The sequence below is a fragment of the Pseudomonas tensinigenes genome, from assembly GCF_014268445.2.
Taxonomy (GTDB): domain Bacteria; phylum Pseudomonadota; class Gammaproteobacteria; order Pseudomonadales; family Pseudomonadaceae; genus Aquipseudomonas; species Aquipseudomonas tensinigenes.
In genome coordinates this window covers 1,127,137-1,148,058 of sequence record NZ_CP077089.1, presented here as the reverse complement: position 1 = coordinate 1,148,058, position 20,922 = coordinate 1,127,137, and the positions used below count along the sequence as shown (strand labels likewise).

18 protein-coding genes, 1 other RNA gene and 1 pseudogene are annotated in these 20,922 nt (G+C 57.4%); 12 read left to right on the top strand and 8 right to left on the bottom strand.

What is annotated here, in order from left to right:
• Positions 1 to 128: 128 nt before the first annotated feature.
• Entirely contained in the window at positions 129 to 2,045 is a 1,917-nt protein-coding gene (gene dnaK, locus HU718_RS04915; protein ID WP_007915221.1) for a molecular chaperone DnaK, read from the bottom strand.
• Positions 2,046 to 2,147: 102 nt separating this feature from the next.
• The gene (gene grpE, locus HU718_RS04910; protein ID WP_007915219.1) at positions 2,148 to 2,714 is read right to left on the bottom strand and encodes a nucleotide exchange factor GrpE; all 567 of its coding nucleotides are present in this window, start codon (positions 2,712 to 2,714) and stop codon (positions 2,148 to 2,150) included.
• Positions 2,715 to 2,954: 240 nt separating this feature from the next.
• Here grpE and recN point away from each other — a divergent pair, with 240 nt between their 5' ends.
• The gene (gene recN, locus HU718_RS04905) at positions 2,955 to 4,628 is read left to right on the top strand and encodes a DNA repair protein RecN (protein WP_150705885.1); all 1,674 of its coding nucleotides are present in this window, start codon (positions 2,955 to 2,957) and stop codon (positions 4,626 to 4,628) included.
• A gap of 74 nt (positions 4,629 to 4,702) precedes the next feature.
• Here recN and fur read toward each other — a convergent pair whose 3' ends face one another.
• Positions 4,703 to 5,107, bottom strand: a complete 405-nt coding sequence (gene fur / locus HU718_RS04900) for a ferric iron uptake transcriptional regulator (RefSeq protein WP_016771770.1) — start codon at positions 5,105 to 5,107, stop codon at positions 4,703 to 4,705.
• A gap of 97 nt (positions 5,108 to 5,204) precedes the next feature.
• Here fur and HU718_RS04895 point away from each other — a divergent pair, with 97 nt between their 5' ends.
• Positions 5,205 to 5,732, top strand: coding sequence for an outer membrane protein assembly factor BamE (locus tag HU718_RS04895; protein ID WP_007915215.1), 528 nt, complete (start codon positions 5,205 to 5,207; stop codon positions 5,730 to 5,732).
• 60 nt (positions 5,733 to 5,792) lie between these two features.
• Here HU718_RS04895 and HU718_RS04890 read toward each other — a convergent pair whose 3' ends face one another.
• From HU718_RS04890 to HU718_RS04880, 3 genes are read right to left on the bottom strand one after another with little or no spacing between them, the layout of a single operon-like run.
• Positions 5,793 to 6,107, bottom strand: coding sequence for an RnfH family protein (locus HU718_RS04890; protein ID WP_102900731.1), 315 nt, complete (start codon positions 6,105 to 6,107; stop codon positions 5,793 to 5,795).
• Positions 6,100 to 6,534: a type II toxin-antitoxin system RatA family toxin gene (locus HU718_RS04885; protein WP_016986510.1), complete on the bottom strand. Its 435-nt coding sequence runs from the start codon at positions 6,532 to 6,534 to the stop codon at positions 6,100 to 6,102. Before HU718_RS04885 ends, HU718_RS04890 begins: the two co-directional genes overlap by 8 nt.
• 7 nt (positions 6,535 to 6,541) lie before the next feature.
• On the bottom strand, positions 6,542 to 7,945 hold the full coding sequence (locus HU718_RS04880) for a sodium-dependent transporter (RefSeq protein WP_095119536.1): 1,404 nt from the start codon (positions 7,943 to 7,945) through the stop codon (positions 6,542 to 6,544).
• 119 nt (positions 7,946 to 8,064) lie between these two features.
• Here HU718_RS04880 and smpB point away from each other — a divergent pair, with 119 nt between their 5' ends.
• Positions 8,065 to 8,547, top strand: a complete 483-nt coding sequence (gene smpB / locus HU718_RS04875) for an SsrA-binding protein SmpB (RefSeq protein WP_008088297.1) — start codon at positions 8,065 to 8,067, stop codon at positions 8,545 to 8,547.
• A gap of 119 nt (positions 8,548 to 8,666) precedes the next feature.
• Here smpB and HU718_RS04870 read toward each other — a convergent pair whose 3' ends face one another.
• Positions 8,667 to 9,434, bottom strand: coding sequence for an FCD domain-containing protein (locus HU718_RS04870; RefSeq protein WP_007915207.1), 768 nt, complete (start codon positions 9,432 to 9,434; stop codon positions 8,667 to 8,669).
• Between the two features lie 262 nt (positions 9,435 to 9,696).
• On the opposite strand from HU718_RS04870, the gene HU718_RS04865 reads away from it, so the two are divergent.
• The 9 genes from HU718_RS04865 (at position 9,697) to HU718_RS04825 (ending at position 20,070) form a co-directional block, all read left to right on the top strand.
• Positions 9,697 to 11,391: a lactate permease LctP family transporter gene (locus HU718_RS04865; RefSeq protein WP_186615914.1), complete on the top strand. Its 1,695-nt coding sequence runs from the start codon at positions 9,697 to 9,699 to the stop codon at positions 11,389 to 11,391.
• Between the two features lie 150 nt (positions 11,392 to 11,541).
• Positions 11,542 to 12,366: a (Fe-S)-binding protein gene (locus tag HU718_RS04860; protein ID WP_150730171.1), complete on the top strand. Its 825-nt coding sequence runs from the start codon at positions 11,542 to 11,544 to the stop codon at positions 12,364 to 12,366.
• Complete coding sequence (locus tag HU718_RS04855) at positions 12,363 to 13,817, top strand: LutB/LldF family L-lactate oxidation iron-sulfur protein (protein ID WP_007915200.1); 1,455 nt, start codon at positions 12,363 to 12,365, stop codon at positions 13,815 to 13,817. Before HU718_RS04860 ends, HU718_RS04855 begins: the two co-directional genes overlap by 4 nt.
• Positions 13,817 to 14,488: a LutC/YkgG family protein gene (locus HU718_RS04850; protein ID WP_186615913.1), complete on the top strand. Its 672-nt coding sequence runs from the start codon at positions 13,817 to 13,819 to the stop codon at positions 14,486 to 14,488. The genes HU718_RS04855 and HU718_RS04850 overlap by 1 nt, the downstream gene beginning before the upstream one ends.
• Complete coding sequence (locus HU718_RS04845; RefSeq protein WP_186615912.1) at positions 14,485 to 17,295, top strand: FAD-binding and (Fe-S)-binding domain-containing protein; 2,811 nt, start codon at positions 14,485 to 14,487, stop codon at positions 17,293 to 17,295. Before HU718_RS04850 ends, HU718_RS04845 begins: the two co-directional genes overlap by 4 nt.
• Positions 17,296 to 17,425: 130 nt before the next feature.
• Positions 17,426 to 17,704, top strand: coding sequence for a PA2433 domain-containing protein (locus HU718_RS04840; protein WP_186615911.1), 279 nt, complete (start codon positions 17,426 to 17,428; stop codon positions 17,702 to 17,704).
• 161 nt (positions 17,705 to 17,865) lie between these two features.
• Complete coding sequence (locus HU718_RS04835) at positions 17,866 to 18,141, top strand: PA2433 domain-containing protein (RefSeq protein WP_186615910.1); 276 nt, start codon at positions 17,866 to 17,868, stop codon at positions 18,139 to 18,141.
• 96 nt (positions 18,142 to 18,237) lie between these two features.
• Positions 18,238 to 18,626, top strand: a transfer-messenger RNA (tmRNA) gene (ssrA, locus tag HU718_RS04830).
• 187 nt (positions 18,627 to 18,813) lie between these two features.
• Complete coding sequence (locus HU718_RS04825) at positions 18,814 to 20,070, top strand: integrase domain-containing protein (RefSeq protein WP_186615909.1); 1,257 nt, start codon at positions 18,814 to 18,816, stop codon at positions 20,068 to 20,070.
• 277 nt (positions 20,071 to 20,347) lie between these two features.
• On the opposite strand, the pseudogene HU718_RS04820 reads toward HU718_RS04825, so the two are convergent.
• A pseudogene (locus HU718_RS04820) lies at positions 20,348 to 20,631 on the bottom strand (IS66 family transposase); the annotation flags it as partial.
• Positions 20,632 to 20,922 lie beyond the last annotated feature (291 nt).

Sequence of the window (20,922 nt, the reverse complement as noted above, 5' to 3'; positions counted from 1 at the left end):
AACATCCGAACCTTGTCGCATGCTGTAAAAATTCGCGTATTCCAGATACGCCAACGCGGGAGCTAGCTCCCGCGCGGCGACATCCTACCAGTCACTGCCTAAAGGCAGTCAACCGGCCGACCAACAACTTACTTGTGGTCTTTGACTTCTTCGAACTCTGCATCGACAACGTCGTCAGCCTTCTCAGCCGATTCGCCTTGCGGGGCTGCGCCATCAGCTGGCTGAGCCTGTTCGGCGTACATCTTCTGAGCAACCGGAGCGGAGACTTTCGACAGCTCTTCAACCTTCGCTTCGATAGCAGCCTTGTCGTCGCCTTTGACAGCGGCTTCCAGAGCAACCACAGCGGCTTCGATCGCAGTCTTCTCTTCGGCGGTGACTTTGTCGCCCGCGTCAGCAATCATTTTGCGCGTCGAGTGAACCAGTGCGTCACCCTGGTTACGGGCAGCGGCCAGCTCTTCGAACTTGCGGTCTTCCTCAGCGTTGGCTTCGGCGTCACGCACCATGCGCTCGATTTCTTCGTCGGACAGACCGGAGTTGGCCTTGATCACGATCGACTGGGTCTTGCCGGTAGCCTTGTCTTTCGCACCAACGTGCAGGATGCCGTTAGCGTCGATGTCGAAGGTCACTTCGATCTGTGGCACGCCACGTGGAGCAGGTGGAATGTCGGCCAGGTCGAACTTGCCCAAGGACTTGTTCTGAGTGGCTTGCTTACGCTCGCCCTGCAGCACGTGAATGGTCACAGCGCCCTGGTTGTCGTCGGCAGTCGAGAACACTTGCGATTTCTTGGTAGGAATCGTGGTGTTTTTCTCGATCAGCGCGGTCATCACGCCGCCCATGGTTTCGATACCCAGGGTCAGCGGGCTGACGTCGAGCAGCAGAACGTCTTTCACGTCACCGGCCAGAACAGCACCCTGAATCGCAGCACCCATGGCAACAGCTTCGTCCGGGTTAACGTCTTTGCGAGCTTCTTTACCGAAGAAATCGGTCACCAGCTTCTGTACCAGCGGCATACGGGTCTGACCACCGACCAGAATCACGTCGTTGATCGCGCCAACGTCCAGACCGGCATCTTTCATGGCGATGCGGCAAGGTTCGATGGTGCGCTGAACCAGGTCTTCAACCAGTGCTTCGAGCTTGGCACGCGAGATCTTCACGTTCAGGTGCTTAGGACCGGTCGCGTCTGCAGTGATGTACGGCAGGTTGACGTCGGTCGACTGAGCGGACGACAGCTCGATCTTGGCTTTCTCAGCGGCTTCTTTCAGGCGCTGCATGGCCAGCGGATCACCTTTGAGGTTCATGCCGCTTTCTTTCTTGAATTCGTCAACGAGGTAGTCGATCAGACGAATGTCAAAGTCTTCACCGCCGAGGAACGTGTCACCGTTGGTGGCCAGTACTTCGAACTGGTGCTCGCCATCAACTTCAGCGATCTCGATCACGGAAACGTCGAAAGTACCGCCACCCAGGTCATAAACGATCACGGTGTGATCGCCCTTGGCCTTGTCCATACCGTAAGCCAGAGCAGCCGCGGTTGGTTCGTTGATGATACGTTTAACGTCCAGACCGGCGATGCGGCCGGCGTCCTTGGTCGCCTGACGCTGGCTGTCGTTGAAGTAGGCCGGAACGGTGATCACCGCTTCGGTCACGGTCTCGCCGAGGTAGTCTTCGGCGGTCTTCTTCATCTTCTTCAGAATTTCAGCCGAGATTTGTGGCGGTGCCATTTTCTGGCCGTTCACTTCAACCCAGGCGTCGTTGTTGTCAGCCTTGACGATCTTGTAAGGGACCATCTGGATGTCTTTCTGCACAACTTCTTCGTCGAAACGACGACCGATCAGACGCTTAACTGCGTACAGGGTGTTGTGCGGGTTGGTTACAGCCTGACGCTTGGCCGACTGACCTACCAGGATTTCGCCATCGTTGGCGTAAGCGATGATCGACGGCGTGGTACGCGCGCCTTCAGCGTTTTCAATAACTTTTGCTTTGCCGTTTTCCAGCACGGAGACGCAGGAGTTGGTAGTCCCCAGGTCGATACCGATAATTTTGCCCATGTTAACTCTCCCGAAACTTTGGATTTTTTTGCCGCAGTAGTGGTGGCTGACTGCGGTAATACTTAAACGCTTGACTTCTAAATGGGGGCCTTGCGGCTAATTTCAAGCCTTCTCGTCAATCGAAGGCGAAATTGGCGCAGGCGCCTTGCTGACCACAACCATGGCCGGACGCAACAGGCGACCGTTGAGCTGGTAGCCCTTCTGGAACACTTTCAGAACGCTGTTCGGTTCTACGTCGGCGCTTTCTTGCATGGCCATCGCCTGATGCTGAACGGCGTTGAACGGTTCGCCATGCGGGTCGATCGCTTCCAGCTGATAACGCTTGAGGGTGTCGTGGAACATTTTCAGCGTCAGCTCGATGCCTTCACGCATCGGACGAATGCTTTCGTCGTCCGGGTTCGACAGCTCGAGGCCGCGCTCCAGGCTGTCGACGATCGGCAACAGGTCGCCAGCAAATTTTTCCAGGGCAAACTTGTGCGCCTTCTCGACATCCTGCTCGGCACGGCGACGGACGTTCTGCAGATCGGCAGCAACACGCAGAGATTGATCCTGCGCGGCGGCCAATTGCTCTTCGAGCACTTGTACACGGGTCGCCAGGTCATCACCCGAACCTTCGGGCGCCTGATTGGCTTCTGGGTTTTGCGTATCTACTGTCTGTTCGTCAGCCATAGAATTCTCCTTTCAATTTCGTCCGCGAGCCTGACTCGCGCTTCTGCCCCGATATATGGGGCCGCAAAATCAGGCTTCAAGGGCCTTCAAACATTAACCCTACAAAAAAGCGCCGAATCTTCATTCCTCAATGCGCTAAGCAGATTTTCGGTTCAAGCAAATCGACCTAAGGGAGGGCATTGTCAGCGCGAAACAAAACACTGTATAAATAACCAGACCTTTAGCTTGGGAGCGGCCTTTATGCTGGTGCACCTGTCCGTACATAACTACGCCATCGTTGAACATCTCGATCTCGAACTTGATCGCGGGATGAGCGTGATCACGGGTGAAACCGGCGCCGGCAAGTCGATCATGCTCGATGCCCTGGGCCTGACCCTCGGTGATCGTGCCGACAGCGGCGTGGTTCGCCCCGGCGCCGACAAGGCCGACATCCTCGCGACCTTCGATCTGGCGGACATCCCTGAAGCCAGCGCATGGCTGGCCGAGCGCGATCTGGAGACCGATGGCCCGTGCATTCTGCGCCGGGTGATCACCTCGGAAGGTCGTTCACGCGGCTACATCAACGGCACCCCCTGCCCGCTCGGCGACCTCAAATCATTGGGCGAGTTGTTGATCGATATCCACAGCCAGCATGAACACCAGTCCCTACTGAAAACCGATACTCATCGCCGCCTGCTGGACGAGTACGCCGGCGCTACCGACCTGGCCCGCCAGGTTCAGCTCGCCGCCCAGCGCTGGCGCCAGACTCGTCAGGAGCTGGAGCGTCTCTCCAATTCCGGCGACGAACAACGCGCGCGCCACCAATTGCTGAGCTATCAACTCGAAGAGCTGGAAAACCTCGGTCTCGGCGATAACGAACTGGAGCAACTGGAGCAGGAACACAAAAACCTGACCAACGCCGAGACGCTGCTGGGCATTTGCCGGCAAGTGGTCGAGCAATGCAGCGAGAGCGATTCCGGCAATGTGCTGAACGCGCTGACCGCCAGCCTTAATCGTCTGTCGAGCGTGAATAACTCCGTCGGCGCACTGGGCGAAGCCAGCAGCCTGCTGACCAGTGCACAGATCCAGGTCGAAGAGGCCGTTGGCGAGCTCAATCGCTTCCTCGATAACTTCGATGCCGATCCGGCACGCCTGCAATATCTGGAAGAACGCCTCGACGCGATCTACACCCTGGCGCGCAAGCACCGGATCCAGCCGACCGAAGTGGGTGAGATGCAGCAGAAGTTGCTCGATGAAATCGAAACCCTCAACGCCAATGACGAATCCATCGAGCGCTTGGGTGAAGAACTGGCCTCCTACGCCCGCCACTATCAAGAGAAGGCACGGGAACTGAGCGATTTGCGGCATCAGGCTGCCGGCAGTCTTGCCAGCGCGGTGGAGCAGGAGATTCAGCGACTGGGCATGCCCGGTGGGCGCTTCACCATTGAGTTGCGCGCCAACTGCAGCGACGAACTGCTACCTAATGGACTGGAACAGGTTGAACTACTGGTCAGCGCTAACCCCGGCCAACCGCTGAAGGCGCTGGCGAAAGTGGCATCCGGTGGCGAGTTGTCACGGATAAGCCTGGCTATTCAGGTCATCACCGCGCAAACGTCTCGTGTGCCAACACTGGTATTCGACGAAGTCGACGTAGGCATCGGCGGCCCGACCGCTGAAATCGTCGGCCAGTTATTGCGCCGCCTCGGCGAACGCGGCCAGGTACTGACAGTGACTCACCTGCCCCAAGTAGCGGCGCAAGGGCATCAACATTTATTCGTACACAAGGTTCGGGGCGAAGAGGCAACGCACACAGCCGTATCCAAATTGAGCAAAAATGACCGTATAGAAGAAGTCGCGCGAATGCTCGGCGGCATCGACTTAACCAAGGAGTCCCTTGCCCACGCCAAGAAAATGGTCGTCACCGCAAAAGTTTAAAGATGGCAGAAAGCACGAAGGCGACCCTTGGGTCGCCTTCGCTCGTTTCGCGAACCGAAATTCGCGCGACATGCTTACTTTTTCTTGCGCACGTATAGCACCAGGTTGTGATCAACCATCTCGAAGCCATGCTTCTCGACGATAGACTTCTGAAGTTTTTCGATTTCTTCGTCGAAGAATTCGATGACTTCACCCGACTCCACGTTGACCATATGATCGTGGTGACCACCATCGGCCAATTCGAATACCGCGTGGCCACCGTCGAAATTGTGACGGACCACGAGGCCAGCTGCTTCGAACTGGGTCAGAACACGGTAAACCGTGGCCAGACCGACGTCCTCGCCAGCTTCCATCAACGCCTTATAGACGTCCTCGGCACTCATGTGACGCTGCTCGGTGGAGTCGAGCATTTGCAGGATCTTGACCCGTGGCAGGGTCACTTTAAGGCCGGCTTTGCGTAGTTCGCTATTTTCAACCATGGTCAGCTTTCTCGCGATGCTGCTTCGCAGCTTCTCTTAATGCGGGTATGATCGGCGTTTACGTTGTCCCAGCCAAGATAGTGGAAGTCGCCCACCGATGCAAAACACCAAGCTCTTGCTAACCAGTTTCACCTTTGTGGGACTGCTCGCACTCGCCGGTTGTTCATTCCCCGGGGTTTACAAAATCGACATCCAGCAGGGCAATGTCGTCACGCAGGACATGATAGACCAGTTACGCCCGGGAATGACCCGGCCGCAAGTACGGTTTATCATGGGTAACCCTCTGCTTGTCGACACGTTCCATGCCGATCGCTGGGATTATCTGTACAGCCTGCAACCGGGTGGCGGTGAACGCCAACAGGAACGCATCAGCGTTATTTTCAACTCAAACGACCAGCTTGTCAGCCTGTCCGGTGACTTCATGCCGGGCGTAAGCCGTGACGAAGCCATTCTCGGCAAGGACAGTGGCACCACCGTGACCGCTCCTGCTGAAAACGCCGAGAAGCCAACACCGGAAAAACCGGTGAAGCCAGGTTCCTTGCTGGATCAGATCCAGAAGGACGTCGATGGTGTAGAAACCGTTCCGGTTCCAACACCTGAGCCGCTGGACACCTCGCCGCAATAATTGGCGAGACAATAAAAAACCCGGAAATTCCGGGTTTTTTATTGTCTGCGATTTGGCTTTTTACACGTTTCGAGCCTTGGCTTCAGCTGCTTTCGCAGCACGCAAACGGCGAACCTCTTTTGGATCGGCCAGCAATGGGCGGTAAATCTCGATGCGCTCCCCCGCCTGAATTACCCGAGAATCCGGATCAGCAACCACTTTGCCAAAAATGCCCAATGGACACTCCGCCAGATTCAGCTCAGGAAACTCGCTACCAATACCCGATGCAAGCACCGCAGCCCGCACCGTTGCGCCGTCATTTACGCTAACCGAGCGCAAAACCTGACGGTCCACGGCCGCGTACACCACCTCTATCTCGATCACCGGCTCAACCATGCATCTGCTTGGCACGCTGACAGAACGCGTCCACCAGCGTATTGGCGGCCTGATTGAACAGCGGCCCCAACGTCGCGCGCACCAGTGGCCCGGCGTAATCAAACGACAGATCCAGGCTGATCTTGCAGGCTTTCTCGTTCAATACCTTGAACACCCAGACGCCGTGCAACTGGTTGAACGGCCCTTCTTCCAGGTTCATCTCGATCGACTGCCCCGGCACCAGCGTATTGCGCGTCACAAAATGCTGACTGAGACCGCCCTTGGCCACGCCGACACTGGCGCGCATATGTTCCGGCGAACTTTCCAGCACTTCAGCGGAGGAGCACCACGGCAGAAACTCCGGGTAGCGCGCGACGTCGTTGACCAGGTCGTAGAGAAACTGCGCCGGGTACGGCAGCAATGCCGATCGTTGAATATGTGTCGTCATGTGAGCGTTACTTCCAGAGCTGAGCGGCAAACACTACAAGAATGCCGATGGGCGCCACGTAGCGCATCAAGAACAAAGACAGGGCGAACAGTGCCGGGTTGCGGATCGACAACTCGTCGCGTACCGCTTCACGCCCCATCACCCATCCGGCAAACAGCACAAAACACAGGCCACCGAGCGGCAACATGATCCGCGAGGTAAAGAAATCGATCACGCCAAAGAAGTCCAGACCGCTCTGCGCACCCCATTGGTAGAGATGGAACATCCCGCCTTCGTTCACGAAAAATTTGGCTTCCTTCCAGATATTGAAGGAGAACACTGTGCCCAGACCAACGAACCAGCAGATGAACGCCAGCCAGAAAGTAACCCAGGCGCGGCTGACTTTGGTGCGCTCAACCAGATAGGCAACCATTGGTTCCAGCAGGGAGATTGCCGAACTCCAGGCTGCAATCGCCACCAGCACAAAGAACACCACACCCATCAGTTGGCCGAAGGCCACGTTACCAAAGGCAAATGGCAGACTGACGAACATCAGGCCAGGCCCCTCGCTAGGATTCAGGCCTCCAGCAAACACAATCGGGAACAACGCCAGACCGGCGACCAGCGACACGAAGGTATCGAGCAGTGCCACGCCGACAACTGTACCGGACAACGAAGAGGTCTTTGGCATGTAAGCGCCGTAGATCATGATCGAGCCGACACCGACGCTCAGCGAGAAGAACGCGTGCCCCATCGCTGGCAGCAAGCCGTCGAGGACTTTTTCCGGGTGAAAGTCGAACATGAAATGCACGCCTTCCATGAAATGCCCGGTGGTCATGCTGTAACCCAGCAATACCAGGATCATCACGAACAGCAGCGGCATCATGATGCGCAAGCTGCGCTCAAGCCCGGCGACCACGCCCTTGGCGATGACGAAGGCCGACAGCAGCATGAAAATCGTATGCCAAAGTGTCAGGCGCCATGGATTAGAGATGACATTGCCGAAATAGGCGCCGACCTGATCGGCCGTCGCGCCCTGGAAGTCGCCGCGCCCCATGTCGACGATGTAATCCAGCGACCAGCCGCCGACCACACTGTAGAAAGACAGGATCAGCAATGCCGTGATCATCCCGGCAAATGCGCCCCACGACCACTTGCCCGAGTGCCCGGCTTCCAGCGCCAGCACCTTCAAGGCGTTCGCCGGACTCTGCCGGGCGCGCCGGCCGATCAGGGTTTCCGCGAGCATGACCGGTATGCCGATCAGCGCGATACACGCCAGAAACATCAGCACAAAGGCACCGCCGCCGTAGACCCCGACCATGTAGGGGAACTTCCAGATACTACCCAGTCCCACGGCCGAACCGGTCGCGGCGAGTATGAATACCCAGCGGCTAGCCCAACTGCCGTGGACAGAAACCTTGTCTGTCGACATCGTTTATCACGCCCAAGCGTTAGAAAAAGAGGCCGCATTGTCCGGGATTCACTCAACCTGCTCAAGCACGCAGCATCACCGTAGCCGACAGCGGTTTATCTCCATATAATGCCGCCCCTATGGCTAAACAGAAGAAACACCCAACAGGGACCATCGCGCAGAACAAAAAGGCGCGACACGATTACTTCATCGAGCATAAGTTCGAGGCTGGTCTGGTCCTGGCCGGCTGGGAAGTAAAAAGTCTGCGGGCAAGCAAGCTACAGCTGGTCGACAGCTATGTCCTGCTCAAGGATGGCGAAGCGTGGTTGCTCGGCAGCCACATCACGCCTCTGATGACCGCAAGCACCCACGTCATCGCCGACCCGGTGCGCACACGCAAATTGCTGCTCAACCGCCGCGAGCTGGAAAAGCTTGCAGCGATGGTGCAGCAAAAGGGTTACGCCTGCGTCTGCCTGTCCTGGTACTGGAGCAAGCACATGGTCAAGTGCGAGATCGCTCTGGGCAAGGGCAAGAAGGAATACGACAAGCGTGACACCGAGCGCGAACGCGACGCCGGTCGTGAACTGCAGCGTGCGGTGCGCAACAAGGGCAAGGAAGATTAATTTCTTCTGCCTTTAGAGCGTATTCGCGAGCAAGCTCCCTCCCACCTTGGAATGCATTTCAAATGTGGGAGCGAGCCTGCTCGCGAAAGCTATTGCAGCATCAACACAGAAATAACTGATCACATCCCCTTGCGCCGCTCCGCCCGAGCCATGCGCTGAACTTCCTGCCGCACCTCTTCCAGCACCTCCTGCACATACAAAATATGTCGGCTGGAGACTTCCCGCGCCTGCTCCGCACGACCTTCGATAATCGCCAGATACAATTCCCGATGCTGGGTGATCAGCATGTCGCGGGTTTCCGTGCGCTGCTTGTACATGCCGCCGATGTTGGTGACCACATTACGTTTGAGCAGATCGAACAGCCCGCGAATAGTGTGCAGCAACACCGCGTTATGGCTGGCTTCGGCAATTGCCAGATGGAATTTCGCATCCGCCGCGCCCTCCTCCGCCCGGCTGACTTCATCGTGACGCGAATAGCAGTCCTGTAGTTCTTCGAACGCTGCGGTCAAGCGCTCGCGATCCACATCAGTAGCGCGCAATGCAGCGTAATAGGCGCACGATGCCTCCAGAGTGTGCCGAAATTCCAGTAGATCGCGTTGTGCCTCGGGGTTGCTTTCAAGCAGCTGCAACAGCGGATCACTGAACGTCGACCCGAGGCTTTCCACCACATAATTGCCGCCGCCCTGGCGACTGACCAGCAGCCCTTTGGCCGCCAGTTTCTGAATCGCTTCGCGCAGCGACGGCCGTGATACGCCAAATTGTTCGGCGAGCGTGCGCTCCGCCGGCAGCCGCTCACCGGACTTCAGCGTGCCCTCAAGGATCATCCCCTCAAGTCGCTCGACAATATCGTCAGACAAACGGCGCTGACGTATCTGATCAAACCCCATAACTCATTTCTCCACGATCCCGACCGCTCGCCGGGCTCTCTATTCTGGCCTATCGGCGCCTTGCCGACACCTACCAGACGCCACTTGCGCAAACCAGATCAGATGCGATCTGCACCGCTTGTTCGACAAAAGTTTTAGCGCGGCAAATTGACACACCGACATCAAGGCTTTTACCCTAGCCAACAGCGATTGTAAATTGGTATTACCAATTATCCAAGAACGCTGACAGTGCCTGACCAACAACAATTAGGGGCCACCCCATATGCAAACCTGGCAACAGCTATACAGCCCGCTCGGCAGTCTCGGCGTATCCGCACTCGCGGCCGTCATCCCCATCGTGTTCTTTTTCCTCGCATTGGCGGTGTTCCGCCTCAAAGGCCACGTGGCCGGGAGCATCACCCTTGCGCTGTCGATTGCCGTGGCAATCTTCGCGTTCCAGATGCCGGTCGATATGGCTTTCGCCGCCGCCGGATATGGCTTCGCCTACGGTCTGTGGCCGATTGCCTGGATCATTGTCGCAGCGGTGTTCCTCTACAAGCTGACGGTGAAAAGTGGTCAGTTCGAGGTCATCCGCAGTTCGGTGTTATCGATTACTGACGACCAGCGCCTGCAAGTGCTGCTGATCGGTTTCTGCTTCGGTGCGTTCCTGGAGGGTGCCGCCGGTTTCGGCGCGCCCGTAGCGATTACTGCCGCACTGCTGGTCGGACTGGGCTTCAACCCGCTGTACGCCGCCGGCCTGTGCCTGATTGCCAACACCGCACCGGTTGCGTTCGGCGCACTGGGAATTCCGATCATTGTTGCCGGCCAAGTCACCGGTATCGACGCCTTCAAGATCGGCGCCATGACCGGTCGCCAACTGCCGCTGCTGTCGCTGTTCGTGCCGTTCTGGCTGGTGTTCATGATGGACGGCCTGCGCGGTGTGCGTGAAACCTGGCCGGCTGCACTGGTCGCGGGCCTGAGCTTCGCCATCACCCAATACTTCACCTCGAACTTCATCGGGCCAGAATTGCCGGACATCACTTCGGCGCTGGCCAGCCTGATCTCGCTGACTCTGTTCCTGAAAATCTGGCAGCCAAAACGCGCCGCCGGCGCGCAAATCGCTGGCGCCACCTCCAGCGCAGCAATCACCGCCAGCGTCGGTGGTTTCGGCCAAAAGCGCACCACCGTGGCGTCGCCTTACAGCCTTGGGGAAATTTTCAAAGCCTGGTCGCCGTTTCTGATCCTCACCGTGCTGGTGACCATCTGGACGCTGAAGCCTTTCAAAGCGATGTTCGCCGCGGGCGGCTCGATGTACAGCTGGGTGTTCAACTTCGCGATTCCGCACCTTGATCAATTAGTGATCAAAACCGCACCGATAGTAGCCGTCCCGACTGCCATTCCAGCGGTGTTCAAACTCGACCCGATTTCCGCGACCGGCACGGCGATTTTCTTCTCCGCGCTGATCTCGATGCTGGTCTTGAAGATCAATTTCAAAACTGGTCTTACCACTTTGAAAGAGACCTTCTACGAACTGCGCTGGCCAATCCTGTCGATCGGCATGGTGCTGGCGTTCGCTTTCGTCACCAACTATTCCGGCATGTCCTCGACCATGGCCCTGGTATTGGCCGGAACCGGCGCGGCTTTCCCGTTCTTCTCGCCATTCCTTGGCTGGCTCGGTGTGTTCCTCACCGGTTCGGATACTTCGTCCAACGCCCTGTTCAGTTCGCTGCAAGCGACCACTGCGCACCAGATCGGCGTCAATGACACCCTGCTGGTGGCGGCCAACACCAGCGGCGGCGTGACCGGAAAAATGATCTCGCCACAATCGATCGCCGTGGCCTGCGCAGCGACCGGTCTGGTGGGCAAGGAATCGGATCTGTTCCGCTTCACGCTCAAGCACAGCCTATTCTTTGCAACGATTGTCGGTCTGATCACTCTGGCTCAGGCCTACTGGTTCACCGGCATGCTGGTCCACTAAACCTACAAGAAGCATGGAAAAAACCGACGCCGATCCGTGATTTCGGCTTCAGCAATTCACAACCCGGTCTGTAAGGCTGCTGAAAGCAATTCTCTCTATATTCAGCAGCCGCAACAGACGGATAACCGGGCCCACCCGGAGACACGCCTGATGAGCGAGCTTTTTTACAACGCCGTGCCAAACGCGACCCGTGTGGCACCGCCACTGCCCGAACCTCGGCAATACCCTAGCGAGAAACCGTCGCGGGTCTACCTGTTCGGCACGTGCGTGGTCGATCTGTTCTACCCCGAAGCCGGGATGGACGCGATCCACTTGCTGGAGCGCGAAGGGATTCGGGTCGAGTATCCACAAGGGCAGAGTTGCTGCGGGCAACCGGCCTACACCTCGGGTTACACCGAGCAGGCGCGGACGGTAGCGCGCTCGCAACTGGCCCTGTTTGCCGGGGATTATCCGGTGGTGGTGCCGTCGGGTTCCTGCGCGGGCATGCTGCGTGAGCATTACGCAGACTTGTTCAAGGACGAGCCGGACACGTTGAAACAGGTTCAGGCCCTCGCGGCCCGCACCTATGAACTGGCAGAGTTTCTGCTGTTCGTCTGCAAAGTGCAGCTCAAGGACAGCGGCGAGCCGGTCAAAGTCGCGCTGCACACTTCGTGTTCGGCACGTCGCGAAATGAACACCCACCTGCACGGCCGCGAGTTGTTGGCGCAGTTGAGCAACGTGGAACGGGTCAACCACGACCACGAAAGCGAATGCTGTGGCTTCGGCGGAACATTCAGCGTCCGTATGCCAGACATTTCCGGCGCAATGGTGGCTGACAAGACCAAAGCGCTGAAGGATTCCGGCGCGCATCAGGTGTTAAGCGCCGACTGTGGCTGTTTGATGAACATCAACGGCGCATTGGAGAAACAAAAAGAAGCGCTACGCGGGCAACATCTCGCCAGCTTCTTGTGGCAACGAACCGGAGGTGCGCAATGAGCACTTCCGCGATTATTCCTACGGTCGCCGTAGAAGAAGATTTCCGCACCCGGGCACACAATGCCTTGGGCGATCAGCAGCTACGGAACAACTTCCGTACTGCCATGGACTCACTGATGGTCAAGCGGGCAGCCGCTTTCAGTGATGCCCACGAAAGAGAACATTTGCGCGCACTGGGCAATTCGATCAAGGCCCGCGCGCTGTCCAAGTTGCCCGACCTGCTCGAGCAACTGGAACAGAACCTGACCCGCAACGGTGTGACAGTGCACTGGGCGGAAACGGTGGACGAGGCCAATGGCATCGTCTTGTCGATCATCCGCGCTCACGAGGCGCGGCAAGTGATCAAGGGCAAATCGATGGTCAGCGAAGAGATGGAGATGAACCATTTCCTCGAGGCTCGGGACATTGAATGTCTGGAGTCCGATATGGGGGAATACATCGTCCAGCTCGACCACGAGAAGCCTTCACACATCATTATGCCGGCGATCCACAAGAATGCCGGTCAGGTCGCGTCCTTGTTCCACGACAAACTTGGCGTGGAATACACCAAGGACGTTGACCAACTCATTCAGATCGGTCGCAGAGTCCTGCGGCAGAAATTCTTCGAAGCGGACATCGGCGTCTCCGGTGTCAACTTCGCCGTCGCCGAAACCGGCACCCTGCTGCTGGTGGAAAACGAAGGCAACGGGCGCATGACCACCACCGTGCCGCCGGTGCACATCGCCGTCACCGGCATCGAAAAGGTTGTGGAAAACCTGCGTGACGTGGTGCCGCTGCTGTCACTGCTGACGCGCTCGGCGCTGGGCATTCCGATCACCACTTACGTCAACATGATCTCCGGCCCACGCAAGGAGCACGAACTCGACGGCCCGCAGGAAGTGCATCTGGTCCTGCTCGACAACGGTCGCAGCCAGGCTTTCGCCGACAGTGAATTGCGTCAGACGTTGAACTGCATTCGCTGCGGCGCTTGCATGAATCATTGCCCGGTCTACACCCGCGTCGGTGGCCACACCTATGGCGAGGTGTATCCCGGGCCGATCGGCAAAATCATCACCCCGCACATGGTCGGTCTGGCCAAGGTTCCGGATCACCCGAGCGCGTCATCGCTGTGCGGTGCCTGCGGTGAAGTCTGCCCGGTAAAAATTCCGATTCCGGCGATCCTGCGTCGCCTGCGCGAAGAAAACGTCAAAGCCCCTGACAGCCCGAATCAAGTGATGCGCGGTCAGGGCAGCAAGTATTCGCGCAAGGAACGCTTTATCTGGAACGCCTGGGCTAGGCTGAACAGCTCTCCGACCTTGTATCGATTGTTCGGTTTCTTCGCCACGCGCCTGCGTGCGCTGACCCCGAGCAACGTCGGCCCGTGGACGCAAAACCACAGCGCGCCGAAACCCGCCGCCCGCTCACTGCACGACATGGCCCGTGAGCATCTGGCCAAACAGGGAGACCGCTGATGAGCGCCAAGCAAAATATCCTCGGCAAGCTGCGGAAAAGTCTGACTGGCGCCACGCCGATTGCCGACAACTTCGATGTCGATCTGGTGACGCAGCCTTACACCTACAGCGCCGAACAACGCATCCCGCAACTGCGCAAACTGATGGAAGCGGTGCACACCGAAATCCACCTGACCTCGAGCGCAGAATGGCCGGCACTGCTTGCGCAATTGTTGCGCGACCGCCAGTTGCCGAGTCTGTTGATCGCGCCGACGACAGCACACGGGCAGAAAATCACACAGCATTGGGCGAACAATCCTGATCTGCCGACACTGAAATCCTACGACCGGCCGATGGAAGAATGGAAAGCCGAACTGTTCAACGACACCCCGGCCAGCCTCACCGGCACCCTCGGCGCCATCGCCGCTACCGGCAGTTTGATTATGTGGCCAACCCGCGAGGAACCACGACTGATGAGCCTGGTGCCGCCGGTGCATTTCGCCCTGCTCAAGGCGAGTGAAATCCGCGACAACTTCTATCAGGTGCAACACGAATTCAAATGGGCGCAAGGCATGCCAACCAACGCATTGCTGGTGTCCGGTCCGTCGAAAACTGCCGACATCGAGCAAGTGCTGGCTTACGGTGCCCACGGCCCGAAAGACCTGGTGGTTCTGATCCTGGAGGACCAATGACGCTTCCGGTGAATTTCCTGCGTGATGCGCAACAACTGATTCCGGCGGAGCGCCGCTTTGATGATCCGTTATCGACTCTGGCCTTTGGTACGGATGCCAGTTTTTATCGGCTGATTCCGCAACTGGTGATCCGCGTCGAGTCTGAAGATGAAGTCGTGGCACTGCTGAAACTGGCTCAGCGCGACCATGTTCCAGTGACCTTCCGTGCGGCGGGCACCAGTCTGTCGGGTCAGGCGATCAGCGATTCCGTTTTGATCGTGCTTGGAGATAACTGGAACGCGCGCGAGATTCGTGGCCAAGGCATGCAAATCCGCCTGCAACCGGGGGTGATCGGTGCGCAAGCCAACGCATGGCTGGCACCGTTCGGGCGCAAGATCGGCCCGGATCCGGCTTCGATCAACGCCTGCAAGATTGGCGGGATCGTCGCCAACAACGCCAGCGGCATGTGCTGCGGCACCGCGCAAAACACCTACCACACGCTGGCCGGGATTCGCCTGGTGCTGGCCGATGGCACACGTCTGGATACCGAAGACGCTGCCAGTGTCGCCGCGTTTCGCAACAGTCACGGCGAGTTGCTGGAGCGCGTGGCTACCTTGGGCCGCGAGACCCGCGCCAACGCCGAACTGGCTGCAAGAATCCGCCACAAATACCGTCTGAAAAATACCACCGGCCTGTCGCTGAATGCCCTGGTGGATTTCGATGAGCCTGTGGATATCTTGAGCCATTTGCTGGTCGGCTCCGAAGGCACCCTCGGTTTTATCAGCGCAGTGACCTACGACACAGTGATCGATCACCCGAACAAAGCCTCGGCGCTGATCGTCTTCCCGGATGTGGAGACCTGCTGCAACGCGGTCACCGTGCTGAAAAGCCAGCCGGTGTCTGCAGTTGAGCTGCTGGATCGCCGCAGTCTGCGCTCGGTGCAGGATAAACCGGGCATGCCCGCTTTCGTACAACAGCTGTCGAACAATGCCTGCGCATTGCTGATCGAATCCCGCGCGGCGACTTCCGCACTTCTGCAGGAACAACTGGCGCAAATCATGGCGTCGCTCAGAGGTTTCCCGGTGGAGAAGCAGGTCGACTTCACCGAAGACCCTGCCGAGAACGCCAAGCTCTGGGCCATCCGCAAGGACACCTTCCCCGCCGTCGGCGCCGTGCGTAAAACCGGCACGACAGTGATCATCGAAGACGTGACCTTCCCGGTCGAACAACTGGCCATAGGCGTCAATCGCTTGATCGAACTGTTCGACAAACATGCCTACGACGAAGCGATCCTTTTCGGACACGCGCTGGAAGGCAATCTGCACTTCGTCTTCACCCAAGGCTTCAACAATCCGGAAGAAGTCGCACGCTATCAAGCGTTCATGGACGATGTCGCGCAACTGGTGGCGGTAGAGTTCGGCGGCTCGTTAAAGGCTGAACACGGCACCGGCCGCAACATGGCGCCATTCGTGGAACTGGAATGGGGCAGCGACGCCTATCAGTTGATGTGGCAGCTCAAGCGGCTGCTCGATCCTAACGGCATTCTCAACCCGGACGTGGTGCTCAGCGAAGATCCGCAGATCCACCTCAAGCACCTGAAACCGCTGCCAGCAGCCGATGAGATTGTGGATAAGTGCATCGAATGCGGTTTCTGCGAACCGGTCTGCCCATCTAAAGGACTGACCCTGAGTCCGCGCCAGCGCATTGTGATCTGGCGCGATATCCAGGCGAAAAAACGTGCCGGCGTCGACACCACCGAACTGGAAAAAGCCTACGAGTACCAAGGCATCGAAACCTGCGCCGCCACTGGTCTGTGCGCGCAACGTTGCCCTGTAGGTATCAACACCGGTGAGCTGGTGAAAAAGCTGCGTGGCCGACACGCGACGCATCAGAAAACCGCTGACTGGATCGAAGGAAATTTCGCCAAGACCCTGCAAGGTGCACGCTTCACTTTGCATGTGGCCAACGGTGCGCGAATGATGCTTGGCGCACCGCGTCTGGCGAAGCTTTCGGCAACAATTACGCGCCTGTCCAAAGGCCAGGTGCCGTTGTGGACGGATGCGATGCCGCAACCTGAAAAAACGATTCGCTTCAGCCCCAGCGTCTCAGACGAACGTCCGCGTGTGGTGTATCTCGCAGCGTGTGTCTCGCGAGTCATGGGTCCGGCGGCGGGTGATAAAGAGCAAATGTCGCTCTACGACAAAACCCGTGGACTGCTGGAAAAGGCCGGTTATCAAGTGGTCTTCCCGGACAATCTGGACAATCTCTGCTGCGGTCAGCCATTTGCTTCCAAGGGCTATGCCGAACAGGCCGAGCACAAGCGCCAAGAGCTGATCAGCGCACTGTTGCACGCCAGTCGCGGCGGGCTCGATCCGATCTACTGCGACACCAGTCCGTGCACGTTGCGCCTGGTGCAGAACGTAGGAGAAACCCGTCTGGATCTGTACGACCCGGTGCGCTTTATCCGTACGCACCTTCTCGATCGACTGGAATTCACCCCGCAAGAGACGCCGATTGCCGTGCACGTGACCTGCAGCACTCAGCACCTTGGTGAAAGCCAGGCGCTGATTGATCTGGCGCGCAAGTGCAGCAAAACCGTAGTGATTCCGGAAGGGATTCATTGCTGCGGATTTGCCGGCGACAAGGGCTTCACCACACCGGAGTTGAACAGCCATTCGCTGCGCACGCTCAAGGACGCGGTGCAGCATTGCAGCGAGGGGATTTCCACCAGTCGCACGTGTGAAATCGGCCTGACGCAACACGGCGGAATCGATTATCACGGCCTGGTTTATCTGGTCGATCGAGTCACTCAGGCGAAGGCCTGCTGAAGAAAATCAGAACCCTTGCGCGAGACCGCAGTCCACAGAACAGGCCTCGAACACTCGGGGCCGTTCCTTCTTTCGGTGACCGGCTCTTATGGTCAGCGAAGTCTGGATCCCTCAGCGAAAGGAGATTCACATGAAACGTTCTGTACTGCTCGGCCTGTTCTTTACTGCCTCGGTGATGGCGTCGACTTCGTTTGCCGCCGGGCCAGACAGCCTGTGCGAAGCTAATCTGCAAAAAATCAATAACGCGAAATCGGAGTATCAGACTTCATCGGAGCTGAACGCGCGCGTCTCCGCCAGTGTGGCGAAAGCCCAGGCCCTCAAAGCTCAAGGCAAGATTGACGACTGCGTCGCGGAAACCCAGCAAACAATTCTGGAAATCCAGAAAACCTCGGGTGACACCAAGAAGTGATCGTGAGCAGGCGTTTTGATACCAGATGTAAAAAAAACCGAATTCCTGCGTAGCGCGGCGGTCGATTAAACAGGCCCTACGCTAACGTAGCCTGTCATGACCTCGGCATCGCCGCCAGACCGTCCGGCAGCACCGAGCTCCCATCGCTCAAGGAGATACCCATGAAGCTTTCTGCAATTGCTGGATTGTTCATCGCTGGTGCCCTGCTGACGTCGCCGGTGTTCGCGGCAGACAAAGACCTTTGTGCAGGTAATCTTCAAGCCATCAAAGACTTCGTCACCAGTCAGCCATCCCTTCCTGAATCTTCCATGAACAACATCAAGGCGGATCAGGAGAAAGCCATGGCGGCTCAAGCGGCCGGCAACGACAAGGATTGCGTTGAGATCACTTCGGGCCTGATGACTAAAATGCAGATCCGTAACCCAACACGTAACTGACAGACCTCAAGGCCAACCTTCGGGTTGGCCTTACACGCCGATTGGCGTACACTGCGCAGGCTTGTTGCTCACCAAGATGTACAGAGCAATGAGTTCGGGGCCGTTTAGGATTCGACGCCGGTTGCGAAACTTTAGGTGCATGCCGACTTGGTAACAGAAGTCGTAAATCCACTGTTGCAACTACTTATAGTTGCCAATGACGACCAATACGGTGTTGCTCTCGCTGCTTAATTGCAGCTGACAATGCTCCTGGTACCTTCGGGTCCAGCAATCATCAGGGGATGTCTGTAAACCCAAAATGATTGTCATATAGAACAGAATCGCCGTGCAGTACGTTGTGGACGAAGCGGCTAAAACTTACACAACTCGCCCAAAGCACCCTGCCCGTCGGGTCGCTGAGGGTTAACTTAATAGACACGGCTACGCATGTAGTACCGACAGCGGAGTACTGGCGGACGGGGGTTCAAATCCCCCCGGCTCCACCACTTCAACATCTAAAGACGTCCATGGACGTCTTTTTTTGTGCCTGAAATCCAGTGAATACGGGGGTTTCAGGGCTGCCGGGGGCTTTCCAGGTTTTTTGAGTTCCAGGCGGTTTGGTATTCCCAATGGTATTCCCGGCTACCCGGCGCTAATCTTGGGAATACCAAAAGGTGTCATGGAGTACTTCTCATGTGCGCTCAAACCACCCGCCTCTCCGACCGCCAGCTAAAGGCGGTCAAACCGAAAGACAAGGATTACGTCCTCACGGATGGCGACGGGCTCCAGCTGCGAGTCAGGGTCAATCGCTCGATGCAGTGGAATTTCAACTACCGGCATCCCGTCACCAAGAATCGAATCAACATGGCACTCGGCTCTTATCCCGAGGTTTCTCTTGCGCAAGCGAGGAAGAAAACCGTTGAGGCCAGAGAGCTGCTTGCACAGGGCATCGACCCAAAAGCTCAGCGCAATGAGCTGCAGGAAGCCAAACGAGCAGAAACGGAACACACCTTCGAGAACGTGGCCACCGCCTGGTTCGAGCTGAAGAAGGATTCCGTCACGCCCGCGTATGCCGAAGACATCTGGCGCTCACTCACACTGCATGTATTTCCAAGCATGAAATCAACGCCTCTCTCGGAAGTCAGCGCCCCAATGGTCATCAAGCTCCTTCGTCCGATTGAGGCCAAAGGCAGCCTCGAGACAGTTAAGCGAGTGAGCCAGCGCCTTAACGAGATCATGACCTACGGGGTCAATTCCGGAATGATCTTTGCCAACCCTCTCAGCGGCATTCGAGCGGTGTTCAAGAAACCTAAAAAAGAGAACATGGCAGCGCTACCACCTGATGAGCTTCCGGAGCTCATGATGGAAATCGCGAATGCCAGCATCAAGCGGACGACCCGCTGCCTGATCGAATGGCAGCTACACACCATGACCCGCCCTGTCGAAGCGGCGACTACCCGATGGGCAGACATCGACTTCGACAAACGCATCTGGACCATCCCTCCGGAGCGAATGAAAAAGCGTCGTCCGCACACAATCCCGCTGACCGAACATGCACTCTCGTTATTGGAAACGCTAAAGCCCCATAGCGGCCACAGGGAATATGTGTTCCCGTCAGATAGAAACCCGCGCACCCACGCGAATAGCCAGACAGCCAACATGGCGTTGAAACGCATGGGATTTCAGGACCGCTTGGTCAGCCACGGTATGCGCTCCATGGCCAGCACAATCCTGAACGAGCATGGGTGGGATCCCGAGCTAATCGAAGTCGCGCTGGCGCATGTCGATAAAGATGAGGTTCGGAGCGCCTATAACCGTGCGGATTACATCGAACGCCGGCGTCCGATGATGGCCTGGTGGAGTGAACATATCCAGAAGGCGGCCACGGGCAGCCTGTCGGCATCCGCGATCAATCAAACCAGGGACCGCAAAGTCGTGCCTATACGCTGAGCACTCGCCGAGCAGCCCCAGCAGCCCCAAATGACATCCCAGATGCAATGACCGTCCTTTTGGCGACACTGGCGGAAACCAGCGTAATCCGTGATGTGCAGCATGGCGACAGAAGTGGCGACTGTCACCAACATCATACTCATCATGCTCGCTCTGGGCTTTTCTGGCCAAGCGTCTGCACATGGGAATGCGGAGCCTTCCCAAGTGCAGACGCTCACATTAAGAAGTACCGGGCTACAACGATGCTCGGAAAATTGATCTGCGGATTTTTTTCAATTACATCCATCAAGCCGATAATCGAGTGCAGTGCCTGTTCGGCCAACTGGCTTTTGTTTGCCACGTACAAATCTAAACTTGCGGCGGGCGTGGGCCATTTAACCAATTTCAGTGATGCCTTTCTCGAAACCGGCTTGTAGCCAGCAAAGTCGTCGCAAATCAACTTGCCATTCCCTGGGCCAAGGAAGTTAAGTGCATGCTCGCCCGCTCGGCTTGGACTGAAGTCGTAAACCACGGTCTTGCGTGCCGAATACGGCGTGGTGCTGTAGACCAAACGTAAGCCCGGATGCATACACTCCTAGTCGACTTGGGGGCTTTGGATAAGAGGTCGTTGGCGCATGGCGATCCGCTTATTGGGCTAAAGATGATGTCCACTTAAATAGGTGGACACCATCATCGCTTTAAGCGATGGCTTCACGAAGGCGTGTTTACCGCACGCTTACAAAGCTATGCAGTTCACTCTGTGTTATCGGGTGTCCTGAATACCTGTAACCAATGGCGTCCAGGTTTACTTGTCGGCGGAGCCTGTTCGTTGTCACGAATCGTACTGTAGCGTCCATGCCGCGCAGTAACAGA